General features: G+C 69.5%; 14 protein-coding genes. 6 read left to right on the forward strand and 8 right to left on the reverse strand.

Features of this window, described 5'->3' with window-relative positions; all coding sequences use genetic code 11:
* The first annotated feature begins 89 nt into the window (after window positions 1-89).
* Window positions 90-1,859 carry an arginine--tRNA ligase gene (gene argS, locus ABZ348_RS28530; RefSeq protein ID WP_358937814.1) on the forward strand — a complete coding sequence of 590 codons (1,770 nt, stop codon included), beginning with the start codon at window positions 90-92 and terminating at the stop codon, window positions 1,857-1,859.
* A gap of 182 nt (window positions 1,860-2,041) precedes the next feature.
* A complete protein-coding gene (locus ABZ348_RS28535) occupies window positions 2,042-2,455 on the forward strand; it encodes an antibiotic biosynthesis monooxygenase (RefSeq protein WP_358937816.1) in 414 nt (137 codons plus the stop codon).
* Here ABZ348_RS28535 and ABZ348_RS28540 read toward each other — a convergent pair.
* The gene (locus ABZ348_RS28540; RefSeq protein WP_358937818.1) at window positions 2,448-2,717 is read right to left on the reverse strand and encodes a DUF1876 domain-containing protein; all 270 of its coding nucleotides are present in this window, start codon (window positions 2,715-2,717) and stop codon (window positions 2,448-2,450) included. The genes ABZ348_RS28535 and ABZ348_RS28540 overlap by 8 nt on opposite strands.
* Before the next feature lie 571 nt (window positions 2,718-3,288).
* Between ABZ348_RS28540 and ABZ348_RS28545 the strand changes: the two genes are divergently transcribed.
* The gene (locus ABZ348_RS28545) at window positions 3,289-4,212 is read left to right on the forward strand and encodes a glycoside hydrolase family 19 protein (RefSeq protein WP_358937844.1); all 924 of its coding nucleotides are present in this window, start codon (window positions 3,289-3,291) and stop codon (window positions 4,210-4,212) included.
* 84 nt (window positions 4,213-4,296) lie between these two features.
* On the opposite strand, the gene hemB is transcribed toward ABZ348_RS28545, so the two are convergent.
* The 7 genes from hemB to ABZ348_RS28580 form a co-directional block, all read right to left on the reverse strand.
* Entirely contained in the window at window positions 4,297-5,298 is a 1,002-nt protein-coding gene (gene hemB / locus ABZ348_RS28550) for a porphobilinogen synthase (RefSeq protein ID WP_358937820.1), read from the reverse strand.
* Between the two features lie 5 nt (window positions 5,299-5,303).
* Window positions 5,304-5,846: a DinB family protein gene (locus ABZ348_RS28555; RefSeq protein ID WP_358937822.1), complete on the reverse strand. Its 543-nt coding sequence runs from the start codon at window positions 5,844-5,846 to the stop codon at window positions 5,304-5,306.
* Between the two features lie 136 nt (window positions 5,847-5,982).
* Window positions 5,983-7,641: a bifunctional uroporphyrinogen-III C-methyltransferase/uroporphyrinogen-III synthase gene (locus ABZ348_RS28560; protein WP_358937824.1), complete on the reverse strand. Its 1,659-nt coding sequence runs from the start codon at window positions 7,639-7,641 to the stop codon at window positions 5,983-5,985.
* Window positions 7,638-8,597: a hydroxymethylbilane synthase gene (gene hemC, locus ABZ348_RS28565; protein ID WP_358937826.1), complete on the reverse strand. Its 960-nt coding sequence runs from the start codon at window positions 8,595-8,597 to the stop codon at window positions 7,638-7,640. The genes ABZ348_RS28560 and hemC overlap by 4 nt, the downstream gene beginning before the upstream one ends.
* Window positions 8,594-10,372: a glutamyl-tRNA reductase gene (locus ABZ348_RS28570; RefSeq protein WP_358937828.1), complete on the reverse strand. Its 1,779-nt coding sequence runs from the start codon at window positions 10,370-10,372 to the stop codon at window positions 8,594-8,596. Before ABZ348_RS28570 ends, hemC begins: the two co-directional genes overlap by 4 nt.
* A complete protein-coding gene (locus tag ABZ348_RS28575; RefSeq protein ID WP_329021909.1) occupies window positions 10,369-11,100 on the reverse strand; it encodes a redox-sensing transcriptional repressor Rex in 732 nt (243 codons plus the stop codon). The genes ABZ348_RS28570 and ABZ348_RS28575 overlap by 4 nt, the downstream gene beginning before the upstream one ends.
* A gap of 491 nt (window positions 11,101-11,591) precedes the next feature.
* Window positions 11,592-11,885: a glutaredoxin family protein gene (locus tag ABZ348_RS28580; RefSeq protein WP_358937830.1), complete on the reverse strand. Its 294-nt coding sequence runs from the start codon at window positions 11,883-11,885 to the stop codon at window positions 11,592-11,594.
* A 179-nt stretch (window positions 11,886-12,064) separates the two neighbouring features.
* Here ABZ348_RS28580 and ABZ348_RS28585 point away from each other — a divergent pair, with 179 nt between their 5' ends.
* The 3 genes from ABZ348_RS28585 to ABZ348_RS28595 all read left to right on the forward strand — a co-directional run bounded on the left by ABZ348_RS28585 (window position 12,065) and on the right by ABZ348_RS28595 (window position 15,625).
* On the forward strand, window positions 12,065-12,997 hold the full coding sequence (locus tag ABZ348_RS28585; RefSeq protein ID WP_358937832.1) for an HAD-IB family hydrolase: 933 nt from the start codon (window positions 12,065-12,067) through the stop codon (window positions 12,995-12,997).
* Window positions 12,998-13,282: 285 nt separating this feature from the next.
* Window positions 13,283-14,197, forward strand: coding sequence for an ECF subfamily RNA polymerase sigma factor, BldN family (locus tag ABZ348_RS28590; protein ID WP_358937834.1), 915 nt, complete (start codon window positions 13,283-13,285; stop codon window positions 14,195-14,197).
* A 219-nt stretch (window positions 14,198-14,416) separates the two neighbouring features.
* Window positions 14,417-15,625: a DUF5667 domain-containing protein gene (locus ABZ348_RS28595; RefSeq protein ID WP_358937836.1), complete on the forward strand. Its 1,209-nt coding sequence runs from the start codon at window positions 14,417-14,419 to the stop codon at window positions 15,623-15,625.
* The last annotated feature ends 84 nt before the right edge of the window (window positions 15,626-15,709 follow it).

The raw sequence follows: 15,709 nt of genomic DNA on the forward strand, positions 1-15,709 counted from the left end.
GGGGCCACCCGAAATTGGCGGAAGGCGCCGTCGTGCCCATGGGACACTTGACAGTCGGTAATGCCCCACTCTCCCAGGAACGGAAGCTCATGGCCTCGGTCCCCTCCCTCGCTTCGACCGTGCAGCAGCGCCTCGCGGACGCCCTCTCGGCAGCCCTGCCGGAGGCCGGTTCCGCCGACCCGCTTCTGCGACGCAGCGACCGGGCCGACTTCCAGGCCAACGGCATCCTGGCCCTCGCCAAGAGGCTCAAGGGCAATCCGCGCGAGCTGGCGACCAAGGTCGTCGACGCCCTCCCCGCGGGGGACCTCTTCCGGGACGTCGAGGTGTCGGGACCGGGCTTCTTGAACATCACGGTCACCGACCGGGCGATCGTGGAGACATTGGCCGCCCGGGCCGCCGACGACCGGCTGGGGGTCGCGTACGACGAGCACGCCGGCACCACCGTCATCGACTACGCCCAGCCGAACGTGGCCAAGGAGATGCACGTCGGACATCTGCGGTCCGCCGTGATCGGCGCGGCCATGGTGGAGATCCTGGAGTTCACCGGCGAGAAGGTGATCCGGCGCCATCACATCGGCGACTGGGGAACCCAGTTCGGGATGCTCATCCAGTACCTGGTCGAGCACCCGCACGAGCTGGACCACGAGCAGGGCGAGGAGGTCTCGGGCGAGGAGGCCATGTCGTCGCTCGGACGGCTCTACAAGGCTTCGCGGGCCCACTTCGACTCCGACGAGGAGTTCAAGGCCAGGGCGCGGGACCGGGTGGTCGCCCTCCAGGCCGGGGACGCCGAGACTCTGGCCCTGTGGCAGCGGTTCGTCGACGAGTCGAAGATCTACTTCTACTCGGTCTTCGGCAAGCTCGACATGGAGATCCACGACGCGGACGTCGTCGGCGAGTCGGGGTACAACGACATGCTCGACGACACCTGCCGCTTCCTGGAGCAGTCGGGAGTCGCGGTCCGCTCGGAGGGCGCGCTCTGCGTCTTCTTCGACGACATCCTCGGCCCCGACGGCAAGCCGACGCCGCTGATCGTGCAGAAGTCGAACGGCGGCTACGGCTATGCCGCCACCGACCTCTCCGCGATCCGGGACCGGGTGCAGAACCTCTCCGCGGACACCCTGCTGTACGTGGTGGACGCCCGGCAGGCGCTGCACTTCAAGATGGTCTTCGAGACGGCCCGCAGGGCGGGCTGGCTCAACGACCGCGTGAAGGCGGTCCAGTTGGCGTTCGGCACGGTCCTGGGCAAGGACGGCAAGCCGTTCAAGACCCGGGAGGGCGAGACGGTCCGGCTGGTGGACCTCCTCGACGAGGCCGTGGAGCACGCGACCGAGGTCGTACGGGAGAAGGACACCCGCGGCGAGCTCACCGAGGCGGAGATCGCTGAGCGCGGTGTGCAGGTGGGCATCGGTGCGATCAAGTACGCCGACCTGTCCACGTCGGCGACCCGGGACTACCGCTTCGACCTGGACCAGATGGTGTCGCTGAACGGCGACACCTCCGTGTACCTCCAGTACGCGTACGCCCGGATCCAATCGATCAAGCGGAGGGCGGGGGCGGTCAGCCCGATCGCCCATCCGGAGTTGGAACTCGCCCCGGCGGAGCGGGCGTTGGCGCTCCACGTGGACCGGTTTGGCGAGACGATCGCCGAGGTGGCGGCCGCGTACGAGCCGCACAAGCTCGCGGCGTACCTGTACCAGTTGGCGTCGCACCTGACGAAGTTCTACGACCAGTGCCAGGTCCTCAGCGACGCGAACCCGCCCGAGGTCGTCGAGAACCGACTGTTCCTGATCGATCTGACCGCGCGGACGCTCCACCAGGGCATGGCGCTGTTGGGCATCCGTACCCCCGAGCGCCTGTAGTACGGCTCCGTCAGCACACCGAGGCCGCGGTCCCCCCGGGGATCGCGGCCTCGTGCGTGTGCCGAGCCGTTTTCCCCCACCCCTCCACACCCCTTGACCTCAAGTTCCCTTGAGGTTCCAAACTCTCCTCAAGGAGGCGACCAGCAGCCCCATCGACACCGCTCATCCCCAGGAGGACCGGCATGACCACCGACCGCGGCTTCTACTCGATCATCGACTACACCGTCGACGGCCAGGCGACGCAGACAGCCCTGGTGGACGCCTTCGCGGAGATCATCGAGACATGGGTGAGCCACTACCCTGGCTACCGCTCCGCCCGGTTCCACATCAGCACCGACGGCACCCGCGTCTACAACATCGTCGCCTGGGAGAGCGAGGCGAGCTACCGCGACTTCGTGGCGATGTCCGACACCGAGGGCAGGATGGCCGCCATCGGAGCGGCCCTCAAGGGTCTCGCCGGCAAGGCCGAGGCCCGGATGACCGGAGCGCCCACATATCGGGTCGTCCGTGAAGTGGGCCCACGACCGACCGCCCCGGGACCGACCGGTGTCCGTGAGCGCACCGCGCACCAGCGGTCACCCGGTGCCATCACTTGAGCATGTGGGACGTACGGCCCGATGCCTCGTCGATCTCGGTGTGGGCCTTCTGCAACAACTGTGAGGCGAGTTCCATCAGGGCCCGCGCACCGGCGATCTCCTCGCCCACCCGCAACTGCTCCGGGTCCGACGGGTGACGCTGTGCAAGCCCGTGCGAGCGGAACTCGGTCCCGTCCGCGAGTCTCACCATGGCCGCGGCCCGGGTCCGATCGTTCTCCTCCTGAAACTCCAGCTCGATGTGCCATCCGACGAGTGTCTGCATGGTGGATCACCTCCGCAGGTACCTCTCCAGGGTGCGCCCGCTCGCCCGAGATCACCACTGCCCGGGCCGGGAACCGACTGCCGGGACCGCAATCCGCCGGCCTTTCGCTGCGTACCGCAACGACCCTTCGGCCTCACGGGCCATCACGCGGCGATCGGGAGGTACGACGTTCCGCGACCCACGGGGGCATCGATGGCGTATGGCGTCGCTCGCGAAAAGTCCCGGACCACGGGCCGAAGGCGGGCCACGAGACCGGCGGGCCGTGGCGATCGACCACGCCCTTCACTCGACGTCCGCCGGAATTCAACCGTCCACTCCCGCTCCCTCCCGACGCGTTGGCGAGGCGTCCCACCTCGGACTTTGCCTCAACTCGGCGTGTGATCAGCACAGTTGTGCCACGCTGAGCCCGCCGAGAGACCACGAACTCGCATTGGTCTATACCTTGACTGGGCTAGACCGAAGCGCTTGAGTGAGTGGTACAACCCCCCACCTCGGCCTTGCCCGGAGCCCCCACCTCCCTTTCCGGGCACGGCCGTTCCTCGCGCAAAGGAGACAGCGCGTGCGAAAAGGCATGAAGGCATGGCTCGTTGCCATCGTCGCCGCAAGCGGTCTGGCCGCGGCAAGCTTGCTCCCCACAGCAACTGCCGCCCCCGCCGCCGATGCCAAGTGCACCAACGCCCCCAACTGGAGCTTCGGCACCAACTACCGGACGGGCGATGTCGTCAAGTACAGCGACGGCAAGCACTACGTGGCCGAACACGACAACCCGGGCTGGAACCCCACGGTCAGCACCTGGTACTGGGACCCGTACACCTGCGTCGGCGGAGAGCCCAGCCCCAACCCGAGTCCAAGCACCAGCCAGAATCCCAACCCCACCGGATTCGTGGTCAGCGAGACGCAGTTCAACCAGATGTTCCCGAACCGGAAGCCGTTCTACACGTACGCGGGGCTCACCGAAGCCCTGACCGCGTACCCGGGATTCGCGAACACCGGTAGCGACACCATCAAGAAGCAGGAGGCCGCGGCCTTCCTCGCCAACATCAACCACGAGACCGGTGGACTGGTCCACGTGGTGGAGCAGAACACCGCGAACTACCCCCACTACTGCGACCGGAACCAGCCCTACGGCTGCCCCGCCGGCCAGGCCGCGTACTACGGGCGCGGACCGATCCAGCTGAGCTGGAACTTCAACTACAAGGCGGCGGGCGAAGCGCTCGGCATCGATCTGCTCGCCAACCCCTGGAAGGTGGAACAGGATCCGGCCGTGGCCTGGAAGACCGGCCTCTGGTACTGGAACACCCAGAAGGGCCCGGGCACGATGACCGGCCATGACGCCATGGTCAACCAGGCGGGCTTCGGCCAGACCATCCGGTCGATCAACGGCACGCTGGAGTGCAACGGCGGAAACCCGGCCCAGGTCCAGAGCCGGGTGACGAAGTACACCCAGTTCGCCCAGATCCTCGGGGTCCCCACCGGCGGCAACCTGTCCTGCTGAGCACCACCCCACCAGACTGCGGGCCGGGATGCCTTCCCCGGCCCGCATTGGTGTGTGCGCACTGCCGGTCCACCGTGCGGCGGCTCAGTGCTGGGCGCGCAGCAGCCCCGCGGCCTCCGTCGCCCAGTAGGTGAGGATCATCTGCGCACCCGCCCGCCGAATGCCGGTGAGCGTCTCCAGGAGCGCCTTCTCCCGGTCGATCCAGCCCTTCTCCGCGGCGGCCTCGACCATCGCGTACTCGCCACTGATCTGGTAGGCAGCGACCGGTACGTCCACCGCGTCCGCGATCTTCGCCAGGACGTCGAGATAGGGACCGGCGGGCTTCACCATCACCATGTCCGCGCCCTCTTCGAGGTCGAGCGCCAACTCGCGCAACGACTCCCGCACATTGGCGGGATCTTGCTGGTACGTCTTGCGGTCCCCGGTCAGCGACGATCCGACGGCCTCCCGGAACGGCCCGTAGAAGGCCGAGGAGTACTTGACCGTGTAGGCAAGGATCGACACGTCCTCCTTGCCGATCGTGTCCAGCGCATCGCGGACGACCCCGATCTGCCCGTCCATCATCCCGCTCGGCCCGACCACATGGACCCCGGCATCGGCCTGCACCTGGGCCATCTCCGCGTACCGCTCCAGCGTGGCGTCGTTGTCGACGCGCCCCTCGGAGTCCAGCACCCCGCAGTGGCCGTGGTCGGTGTACTCGTCCAGACAGAGGTCCGACATCACCACCAGTTCGTCGCCGACCTCGGCGCGCACATCGCGGATGGCGACCTGGAGGATGCCGTCCGGGTCGGTGCCCGCCGTCCCGAGGGCGTCCTTCTTCTCGTCGGCCGGCACGCCGAACAGCATGATCCCGGCCACTCCCGCCGCACGGGCCTCCACGGCCGCCTTCCGGAGGGTGTCCCGGGTGTGCTGCACCACACCGGGCATGGCGGAGATCGCCACGGGCTCGCTGATGCCCTCCCGGACGAACGCGGGAAGGATCAGATCGGCGGGGTGGAGCCGGGTCTCGGCGACCATGCGCCGAAGGGCCGGGGTGGTCCGCAGCCGCCGCGGTCGGGTTCCCGGAAACGATCCATACACACTCATGCCGTCTACGCTACGCCCCGCGCCGTGAGCGCCTGCCGCAGGAGGAGCAGCTGACCGATCTCCGCAACGTTTTTGGTCAGCTCCACGGTGACCCAGCCGGCCACGTCACCCAGCCGCAGCCCCTCGCCCCAGGGGAGACCTTCGGTGCGGGCGGTGGAGTCGAGGTCGGCATCGGTGAGCGCCAGCAGCTCGGCCCGCCACTCGTCCTTCAGTCCGGTCAGCCAGAGCACGGTGTCCGCCGCACCGCCCGGCCAGTGGATCTCCTCACGGGCGGGGGCACCGGGGCCGAAGCAGTGGCGGAGCGTCGTCGTCCACCAGTAGCCGATGTGCCAGGAGAGCCAGGCGATCGACGTGGTGGGCACGGGATCGGGTTCGGGCACCTGCCAGTCGGGGACCCAGCGCCCTGCCGCGTCCTTGCGCACCGTCCAGGCCCCGGGCGCCGGCTCCCACAGACACGCGTCATCGTCCAGGCCGGGCGCGTGGTACTCGAACAGGGCCCAGACGGTGTCGAGTTGGCGTACGAGCAGTTCGCTGCGGGGTGTGGTCATCGGCGCAGACTTCCACCCCGGTCCCCGCCCGGCAACCGGAATTCCACCGCGCCTTCGAAGGCCCCGCAAACAGAGCTCGGGCCCGTGTCCCGGACCTGGTGGGTCCGGGACACGGGCCCGAAGGGCTCGCCCACCGTCAGGTGGTGCGCCTGCGCCGGCCGCCCGGTCTGCGCTCGGAGGGGCGCAGCACGTGCTCCCCCGCCTCCACGGCCGTCGTCCGGCGCCGCGCGCCGAACTCGGCCAGCGCCTCAGCCAACCGGTGCACGGAGGGCTCGGGGGACAGCACGTCCACCCGCAGCCCGTGCTCCTCGGCGGTCTTGGCGGTGGCCGGACCGATGCAGGCGATGACGGTCACGTTGTGCGGCTTGCCCGCGATGCCCACCAGGTTGCGCACGGTGGACGACGAGGTGAAGAGCACCGCGTCGAACCCGCCGCCCTTGATCGCCTCACGGGTGTCAGCGGGCGGCGGCGACGCGCGGACCGTGCGGTACGCGGTGACGTCGTCGACCTCCCAACCCAGCTCGATCAGCCCCGCGACCAGCGTTTCGGTCGCGATGTCGGCACGCGGCAGGAACACCCGGTCGATCGGATCGAAGACGGGGTCGTACGGCGGCCAGTCCTCCAGCAGACCGGCGGCCGACTGCTCGCCGCTCGGCACCAGATCGGGCTTCACCCCGAATTCGACCAGCGCCCGAGCGGTCTGCTCGCCCACCGCGGCGACCTTGATGCCGGCGAAGGCCCGTGCGTCGAGCCCGTACTCCTCGAACTTCTCGCGGACGGCCTTGACCGCGTTCACCGAGGTGAAGGCGATCCACTCGTACCGCCCGGTCACCAGCCCCTTGACGGCCCGCTCCATCTGCTGCGGGGTGCGCGGGGGCTCCACCGCAATCGTCGGAACCTCGTGCGGGACCGCGCCGTAGGAGCGCAGTTGGTCGGAGAGCGACGCCGCCTGCTCCTTGGTGCGCGGCACCAACACCCGCCATCCGAACAGGGGCTTGGACTCGAACCAGGCGAGTTGATCGCGCTGGGCGGCGGCACTGCGCTCACCGACCACGGCTATCACCGGCCGGTGCCCGTCGGGCGACGGCAGCACCTTCGCCTGCTTCAGGGTCTGGGCGATGGAGCCCAGCGTCGCCGTCCAGGTCCGCTGGCGGGTGGTCGTACCCGCGACCGTGACCGTCAGCGGTGTGTCGGGCTTGCGACCGGCGGACACCAGTTCGTTCGCGGCGACGGAGATCGCGTCCAGCGTGGTCGTGACCACGACGGTGCAGTCGCTGGTGCCGACTTCGCTCCAACAGCGCTCACTCGCACTGCGGGCGTCGACGAACCGGACGTCCGCGCCCTGGGCGTCCCGGAGCGGCACGCCCGCGTAGGCGGGCACGCCCACCGCGGTCGCGATGCCCGGCACGACCTCGAAGGTGATCCCCTCCGCGGCACAGGCCAGCATCTCCTGACCTGCGTCCGCGTCGAGGCCGGGATCGCCGATCACGGCACGGACGACCCGCTTGCCGCCCCGCGCAGCCTCCATGACAAGATTGACCGCATCCCTGAGTACCGGGATTCTGGCGGCTGTTGACGCATCGTCAACGACCGTCAGCTCAGGCGTGCTGACGCTCGCCCGCGCATGGCCGCGTACGACTTCGAGCACATCGGGCTCGGCGATCAGTACGTCGGCTCCCGCGAGTGCCTCGACAGCCCGCAAGGTCAACAGTCCGGGATCGCCGGGACCGGCGCCGAGGAAAGTGACGTGCCCGTGTGTCGAGTACGCCGAGGACGGGTTGGTGGTGGGGCTCAATGTGCTCGCTCCCCCATAAGACCAGCCGCACCCTTGGCGAGCATCTCGGACGCGAGTTCGCGACCGAGCGCGATGGCGTCGCCGTGCGACGTGGGTACGGAACCGGTGGTGGACAGCTGCACCAGCGTCGAGCCGTCGATCGTGCCGACGACGCCGCGCAGGCGCATTTCGGTAACTTCCTGTCCGTCGCCCAACAGGTCGGCCAGCGCACCCACAGGTGCGGAACAGCCGGCCTCCAGGGCGGCGAGCAGGGAACGCTCAGCGGTCACGGCGGCCCGGGTTGCCGGGTCGTCGAGCTGCGAGAGCACGGCGGCGAGCTGCACGTTATCTGCGGTGCACTCGATCGCCAAGGCCCCCTGGCCGGGGGCCGGCAGCACGAAGTCGACCGACAGGAAGTCGGTCACCTCGTCCGTCATTCCGACGCGGTTGAGCCCGGCGGCGGCGAGTACCACCGCGTCCAGCTCCCCGCTTCGTACGTATCCGATCCGGGTGTCGATGTTGCCGCGGATCGGCACGGTCTGTATGTGCGTGTGGTGCGCACGGGCGTACGCGTTCAGCTGCGACATCCGACGCGGCGAACCGGTGCCCACCCGGGCACCGGCGGGCAGCCGGTCGAAGGTCAGGCCGTCGCGCGCCACCAGTACGTCCCGCGGGTCCTCGCGCAGCGGCACGGCCGCGAGCAGCAGGTCGTCGGGCTGGGTGGTGGGAAGGTCCTTCAGCGAATGAACGGCGAAGTCCACCTCCCCGCGCAACAGGGACTCCCGCAGTGCGGCCACGAAGACCCCCGTGCCGCCGATCTGCGCGAGATGCTCACGGGAGACGTCCCCGTACGTGGTGATCTCGACGAGCTCGACGGGACGCCCGGTCAACTGGCGCACCGCCCGAGCCACTTGCCCGGACTGGGCCATGGCAAGTTTGCTTCGCCTGGTCCCCAGCCTGAGTGCACTCTCGGTCATACTCGCCCTCGGTTCTTGACGTCTGCGTCATTCAGATCGGCCCGGCTGACGGAGGCGACCGTCTCCGGGTCGAGGTCGAAGAGCGTCCGCAGGGCGTCGGCGTACCCGGCGCCACCCGGCTCGCTCGCGAGCTGCTTGACCCGCACGGTGGGCGCGTGAAGCAGCTTGTCCACGACACGGCGGACGGTCTGGTTGATCTCGGCGCGTTCCTTCTCGTCGAGCGCCGGGAGCCGGCCTTCGAGCCGGGCGATCTCTCCGGCGACGACATCGGCGGCCATGCTGCGCAGGGCGACCACGGTCGGCGTGATGTGCGCGGCGCGCTGCGCCGCTGCGAACGCGGCGACCTCGTCGGACACGATGCGCCGCACCTGGTCGACGTCGGAGGCCATCGGCGCGTCCGCGGAGGCTTCGGCGAGCGATTCGATGTCGACCAGCCGCGCACCGGGGAGCCGGTGGATGGCGTGATCGATGTCGCGGGGCATGGCGAGGTCGAGCAGGGCGATGCGCACGGGGGCGTTTTCTCGCCCCTCGGAGGCGGCGGGGCGCTCGCGCGCGGGCTGGGGCACGGTCCCCACGGGGCTGGTGTTCTCGGCGTTCGCCGCCCAGACGCCGTGCTGGGTGAGCTGCCCGGGCGAGTGCTGGACGTCGAGCCCGACGGGGCACGCCCCGGTGTCGTCCCCGCAGTCATGGCCGGCGGTACGGGCCTGGCCGATGCCGACCACGTCCGCGGCCCGGACACGTGCTTCGGCGTCGCCCGCCTCGGCAGCCGCGCCCCGGTCGGTGTCGTCGGCGGCGAGGTGCTTGGCCTGGTCGGGTACGCGACCGTCCCGGGCGGCCGTGGCCGCGAGTCGGGCCACCAAACTGCCTTCGGGCGCCCGCAGATGGTCGGGGTGGCGACGGTCCTCGTCGAGTTCGGTGCCCGTCGAGTCGTCGAGCCGCTCGGACAGGGCGGCTGCGACCGCTTCGGCGGTCAGGACGAGACCCGTCGCTCCGGTGCAGGACACCACCGCATCGGCGCGGGTCAGCTCGTCGGGAACCTCGCTCATCGGCACGGCGCGCACGGTCATGCCGTCCGCCACCGCGTCCGAGAGGATGGCTGCGAGCCGCTGGGCGCGATCCAACGTGCGGTTGGCGATGACCAGTTCAGCCACGCCCTGGCGGGCGAGGGTCGTCGCCGCGAGGGACGACATCGACCCGGCGCCGATGACCAGGACGCGCTTGTCGGCGGCCCAGCTCTCCACGTCGGAGTCCTCGGCCAACTGCTCAAGACCGAAGGTGACCAGGGACTGGCCGGCCCGGTCGATCTCCGTCTCGCTGTGGGCCCGCTTGCCGACCCGCAGGGACTGCTGGAAGAGGTCGTTGATCAGCCGGCCCGCGGAGTGCTGCTCCTGGCCGCGGGCGAGCGCGTCCTTGATCTGGCCGAGGATCTGTCCCTCGCCGACGACCATGGAGTCGAGGCCGCAGGCCACCGAGAACAGATGGTGGACCGCCCGGTCCTCGTAGTGGACGTAGAGGTAGGGGGTCAGCTCTTCGAGCCCCACCCCGCTGTGCTGCGCGAGGAGCGTGGACAGTTCGGCGACGCCCGCGTGGAACTTCTCGACGTCCGCGTACAGCTCGATGCGGTTGCAGGTGGCGAGGACGGCAGCCTCGGACGCGGGCTCGGCGGCCAGCGTGTCCTGGAGCAGCTTGCCCTGGGCGTCCGCGGAGAGCGAGGCCCGCTCCAGCACGCTCACGGGAGCGCTGCGGTGGCTCAGTCCGATGACCAGAAGGCTCATGCCGGCATCACGGCGGGCACTTCCCCGTCGGGTCCCTTCCGGCTCGCTGCCTCGGCGTCGGCTTCCTCGCCGGCCTTGCGCTGCTCGTGGAAGGCGAGGATCTGGAGCTCGATCGACAGGTCGACCTTGCGCACGTCCACACCGTCGGGCACGGAGAGCACCGTCGGGGCGAAGTTCAGGATGGAAGTCACGCCGGCGGCGACGAGCCGCTCGCACACCTGCTGGGCGGCGCCCGCGGGCGTGGCGATGACGCCGATCGACACACCGTTGTCGCTGATGATCCGTTCCAGCTCATCGGCGTGTTGCACGGGCATTCCGGCCACCGGCTTTCCGGCCATGGCGGGGTCGGCGTCGATCAGTGCGGCGACCCGGAAGCCGCGGGAGGCGAATCCGCCGTAGTTGGCGAGGGCGGCGCCGAGGTTACCGATACCGACGATCACCACGGGCCAGTCCTGGGTCAGGCCCAGTTCCCGGGAGATCTGGTAGACGAGGTATTCCACGTCGTAGCCGACGCCTCGCGTCCCGTAGGAGCCGAGATACGAGAAGTCCTTCCGCAGCTTCGCGGAATTGACCCCTGCCGCTGCCGCCAGCTCTTCGGAGGAGACCGTGGGCACGGACCGCTCGGACAGAGCGGTCAGCGCCCGCAGATACAGCGGGAGCCGGGCGACGGTGGCCTCGGGGATTCCTCGGCTACGGGTCGCCGGTCGGTGATTTCGGCCAGTTGCCACGGTGCTCCTGCGGGATGAGCGGGGCTCTAGGCGGCCGTGTGTCCCAAGACCGCCCCGTCGAATGCAGGCTATGTCTTTGTGAACGCGTGCACAAAGATGGTGTCCGTTTTGTCCGAGCAAAGTGATCGGGGTCACGCGCTCAGATCGCGTAAACGCGGAACCACGAGCCACGTCGACCCGTTCAAGGCGCGAAGGGGGCAAAACAACACACTCTCCTCAGGTATTCGCCCCCGAGACCGCTTACTCTGCCCTGTCGCCCTAGATTCCCGAAAGAGTCATGACAAAGGCAGCGCGCAGCGCGGGCTTCCCCATAGCAATCGTTCGACGCCTCGACGGTGACGTCGACACCTCAGCGCCCACACCGATCCCTGCGTTCACCCCATCCTCCCAGGTTCACAGACGCCACGTACGCCACAGTGAACACATGGCACCGCCGGACGCCCCACCGCCACAGAATCGCGGTCGCCCGCCCGGCTACCCGGTCTACTCGGCTATTGCTCCAGCGCCCGCCGTAGCCGATCGGGGTCGACCCGCCAGAACGTGTGCTGAGCACCGTCCACCAGCACCACCGGGATCTGCTCCCAGTACGCCCGGTGGAGCTCCGGGTCCTCGGTGATGTCCTTCTCCTCCCACGCGGCACCGGTCTGGGCACAGACCTGCTCCACCACGACCCGGGCCTCGTCGCACAGATGACACCCCGGCTTGCCGATCAGCGTCACCGTCTTCCCACCGGCCGCGGCCACGCCGTCGGCCTTCTTCTTCGTACGTCGCCACACAGGACTCATGGCCTCATTGTCCGCCCCGCGCCCACAGCCGCCCGGACGCCCCCGCCCCGCTCGCGCAGGCCACTCCGCCGCCGGCGCGGGGCCGGCCGCAACCCGTCCCACCGGCGCGTCACCCATCGTTCACACCCCGGTGTTCCGGCGTGTCGGGAAGTTCCGAACAGACTGGCTATGCTCGCCCCATGGCCGCACTGGGATGGCTCACCCCCCGTAGGCGCTCCGCCACAGCACGGAGCGTCCTCGCAGGCGAGGCCGCAGCCGAGGCAGCCCGTAAGACCTCGCAGGAACTCGTGCCGGCGACCGGCACCGCGGAGCCCGACACGCCGCAGTTCCCGGTCTCGGGCGATGTCCACGCCGCGGCGTTCTTCGACCTCGACAACACCGTGATGCAGGGCGCCGCGCTGTTCCACTTCGGCCGCGGGCTGTACAAGCGGAAGTTCTTCCAACGCCGCGAGCTGGCACGGTTCGCCTGGCAGCAGACCTGGTTTCGACTCGCGGGCGTCGAGGACCCCGAGCACATGCAGGACGTGCGCGAATCGGCCCTGTCGATCGTGAAGGGCCACCGCGTCGCCGAGTTGATGAGCATCGGCGAAGAGATCTACGACGAGTACATGGCCGAACGGATCTGGCCGGGCACCCGGGCGCTGGCCCAGGCCCACCTCGACGCCGGCCAGAAGGTCTGGCTGGTCACGGCGGCCCCGGTGGAGACCGCGACCATCATCGCCCGCCGCCTCGGCCTCACGGGTGCGCTGGGCACAGTCGCCGAGTCCGTGGGCGGCGTCTACACCGGCAAGCTCGTCGGCGAACCGCTCCACGGCCCCGCGAAGGCCGAGGCGGTCCGCGCGCTGGCGGCGGCCGAGGGACTCGACCTCGACCGCTGCGCCGCGTACAGCGACTCGCACAACGACATCCCGATGCTGTCGCTCGTAGGACATCCATACGCGATCAATCCGGACACCAAGCTGCGCAAGCACGCCCGTGAACGCGACTGGCGCCTACGGGACTACCGAACCGGCCGTAAAGCGGCCAAGGTCGGCATCCCGGCCGCAGCCGGGGTGGGCGCCATCGCGGGCGGTACGGCGGCTGCCGTCGCCATCCACCGCCGTCGCCGCTGATCGCGACTGCCCGAACAGAGTTCCGTGGCACACCTGCGACCCTCCGCACGACACCCCCGAAGAGTCAGATCGCGAACAAATCTGATCAGCAATCGCTCACTTTCTGCTACCAGAACCGTCATTCCGACATAACAGAAGCGACGGAAACGACGTTTTGAGCAACTGGGTGTAGCACTGCCTGTACGAAGCGTTATTCTCCTCAAACGCATACGGGTCCCACGCGTCGCCACGACGAGTGAACGGTCCCGCACTGCACGTGATGGAAGCTCTGCCTCTGGGAGTCCCGTGTACCCACACGTCGGGGTTGACACCTCGGGCCTGGCTACGCTTCGCGCGGCGGTCCTCGACCACTTGCGCGGTTTTGTCCCCACCGCGTACGCCGCCCCCGCCCTCGCCATGCCCCGCATTGCCACCAGCGGTTCCGCCGCCCCCTGCTACGCACTGGCCGACGGCTTCAAGGAGAGGTCGACGCGCAGTGCCGTCGTCGAGGGGCGACGAGGTCGTGCAGCTGCCGGCCGTGAGTTGGTCAGACGGACCGGCCGGGCCGGTGGGGGCGCATCGACGGCCCCCGCTACCCCTTCGGCCCCTGCCTCGTCCGGCACCTCCACGACCTCGTCGCCCGCCAAGGTCCGTCGGCCCAGTGCCGACAGCGACAGCGCCCGCATGATGGAACTGGTCGAGCGCGCGCAAGCGGGCGAGGCCGACGCCTTCGGCAGGCTCTACGACCAGTACAGCGACACCGTCTACCGCTACATCTACTACCGCGTCGGAGGAAAGGCGACCGCGGAGGACCTGACCAGCGAGACCTTCCTCCGCGCCCTGCGCCGCATCTCGACCTTCACCTGGCAGGGCCGTGACTTCGGCGCCTGGCTGGTCACGATCGCCCGCAACCTCGTCGCCGACCACTTCAAGTCCAGCCGGTTCCGGCTGGAGGTGACCACCGGCGAGATGCTCGACGCCAACGAGGTCGAACGCTCCCCGGAGGACTCCGTCCTGGAGTCGCTCTCCAATGCGGCACTGCTCGAAGCGGTCCGCAAACTCAACCCCCAGCAGCAGGAGTGCGTGACCCTGCGCTTCCTGCAGGGCCTGTCCGTCGCGGAGACGGCCAAGGTGATGGGCAAGAACGAGGGCGCCATCAAGACCCTCCAGTACCGTGCCGTACGCACCCTGGCCCGCCTGCTACCCGACGATGCTCGCTGACCGACCCCAACTCACCATCGGTGACGCCTCCATGACGCACTGGTCCGATCATCTTTCGCGCGTAACCCAAGTGCCGCGACGCTCGTTGTGCGGGATGCAGGCTCCCTGTGGTCACGCCGTGCCCGCAGCCACTCACTCGATCGTGTGGATGCGCTCAAGGCGTGCAACCTTCCAAAACTCCAGGGGAGTCGATCGTCATGACGAGAGGAGGTGCCGCCAGTGATCGCGAACGTATCGGCGCACCGGCGGGCGAACGCCTTCGCCCAGGCCCTGGAAGACCAGGTAGCCGAACAGCCGGACGAGTCGGTCGAACCGACCGACCAAGGACGGCTGTTGGCTCTGGCGACCGGTCTCGGCGAGCTGCCGAGGCCGGAGATGGACCCCGAGGTCAAGGTGGTGCAGCGGGCACAGCTCGTGGCGGCCATGGAAGCCATGCTCCAAGAGGGCACGGCTGCCGGGAGCGCCGCCATGGGCCCTACGGTGCCGGAGCAGCGAAGAGCCGGCCGGGGCGCACATCGCGCCTCCCCGCTGAGGAAATTGCGACCGCGTTCTCGCTGGTCGAAGGGGCTCGCAGCCGGCGGTCTGACCGTCACGGTCGCTGCGGGCGCCTTCGGCGGGGTCGCCGCTGCCAGTTCCGACGCCCTGCCGGGTGACACCCTGTACGGGCTGAAGCGCGGTATGGAGGACATCCGGCTCGGCATGGCCGACGGCGAGACCGACCGCGGTGAGGTCTATCTCGACCAGGCGTCCACCCGCCTCAGCGAGGCCCGTCGGCTGATGGAGCGCGGGCGGGCGGGTGAACTCGACCACGAGTCGCTGAGCGAGGTCCGCCGTGCCCTCAACGGCATGAGGCACGACGCCACCGAGGGCCACCGACTGCTCCACGCCGCCTACGAGCGGGACGGCTCGCTCCGCCCCATCCAGAAGCTGAACTCCTTCTCGCGCGCCCACCGCGACGCGTGGAACGGCCTGCGCGACCGGCTTCCGGTGCAGCTCACCGACGTGGGCAACGAGGTGAACCACGTCTTCGACGCCATAGACCAAGAGGTCGGACCGCTCCAGTCGCTGCTGCCGAGCCCACCGGAACAGGGCCGCGAAGCACCGCGCACCAGCAGCACCTCACCGCAGGCGCCCGGCCGCTCTCCCGCACCCGGTGGCCAGAAGCCCCCGGCGGCGACTCAGGCGCCGGACACGTCCACTGGCGCGGAGAAGAGCGATCCCCGACCCTCGGGCGGCTCCACCCCGGCCCAGAAGGAGGACGGGCTGCTCGGCGGTGACGTGGGCGGGCTGCTCGACCCGACCCCGAACAACACCCCACCGCCGGCCGCGGGCAAGAACACCCCGCCCGCAGAGCCGGACGTCACCATCCCGCCCCTGCTCCCGGGCATCCTCCCCGGACTGGGACTCAACGCGGAGGAAGAGCGCTAGACACATCGGAACGGGGGGTGACTGGACAGCTGTCCACAAAAACCCCCCGAGAGAAAGGACACCCAAACGGGCCGCCCAGCCGCA

The organism is Streptomyces sp. NPDC005963, assembly GCF_040638655.1.
In the GTDB taxonomy this organism is placed as follows: domain Bacteria; phylum Actinomycetota; class Actinomycetes; order Streptomycetales; family Streptomycetaceae; genus Streptomyces.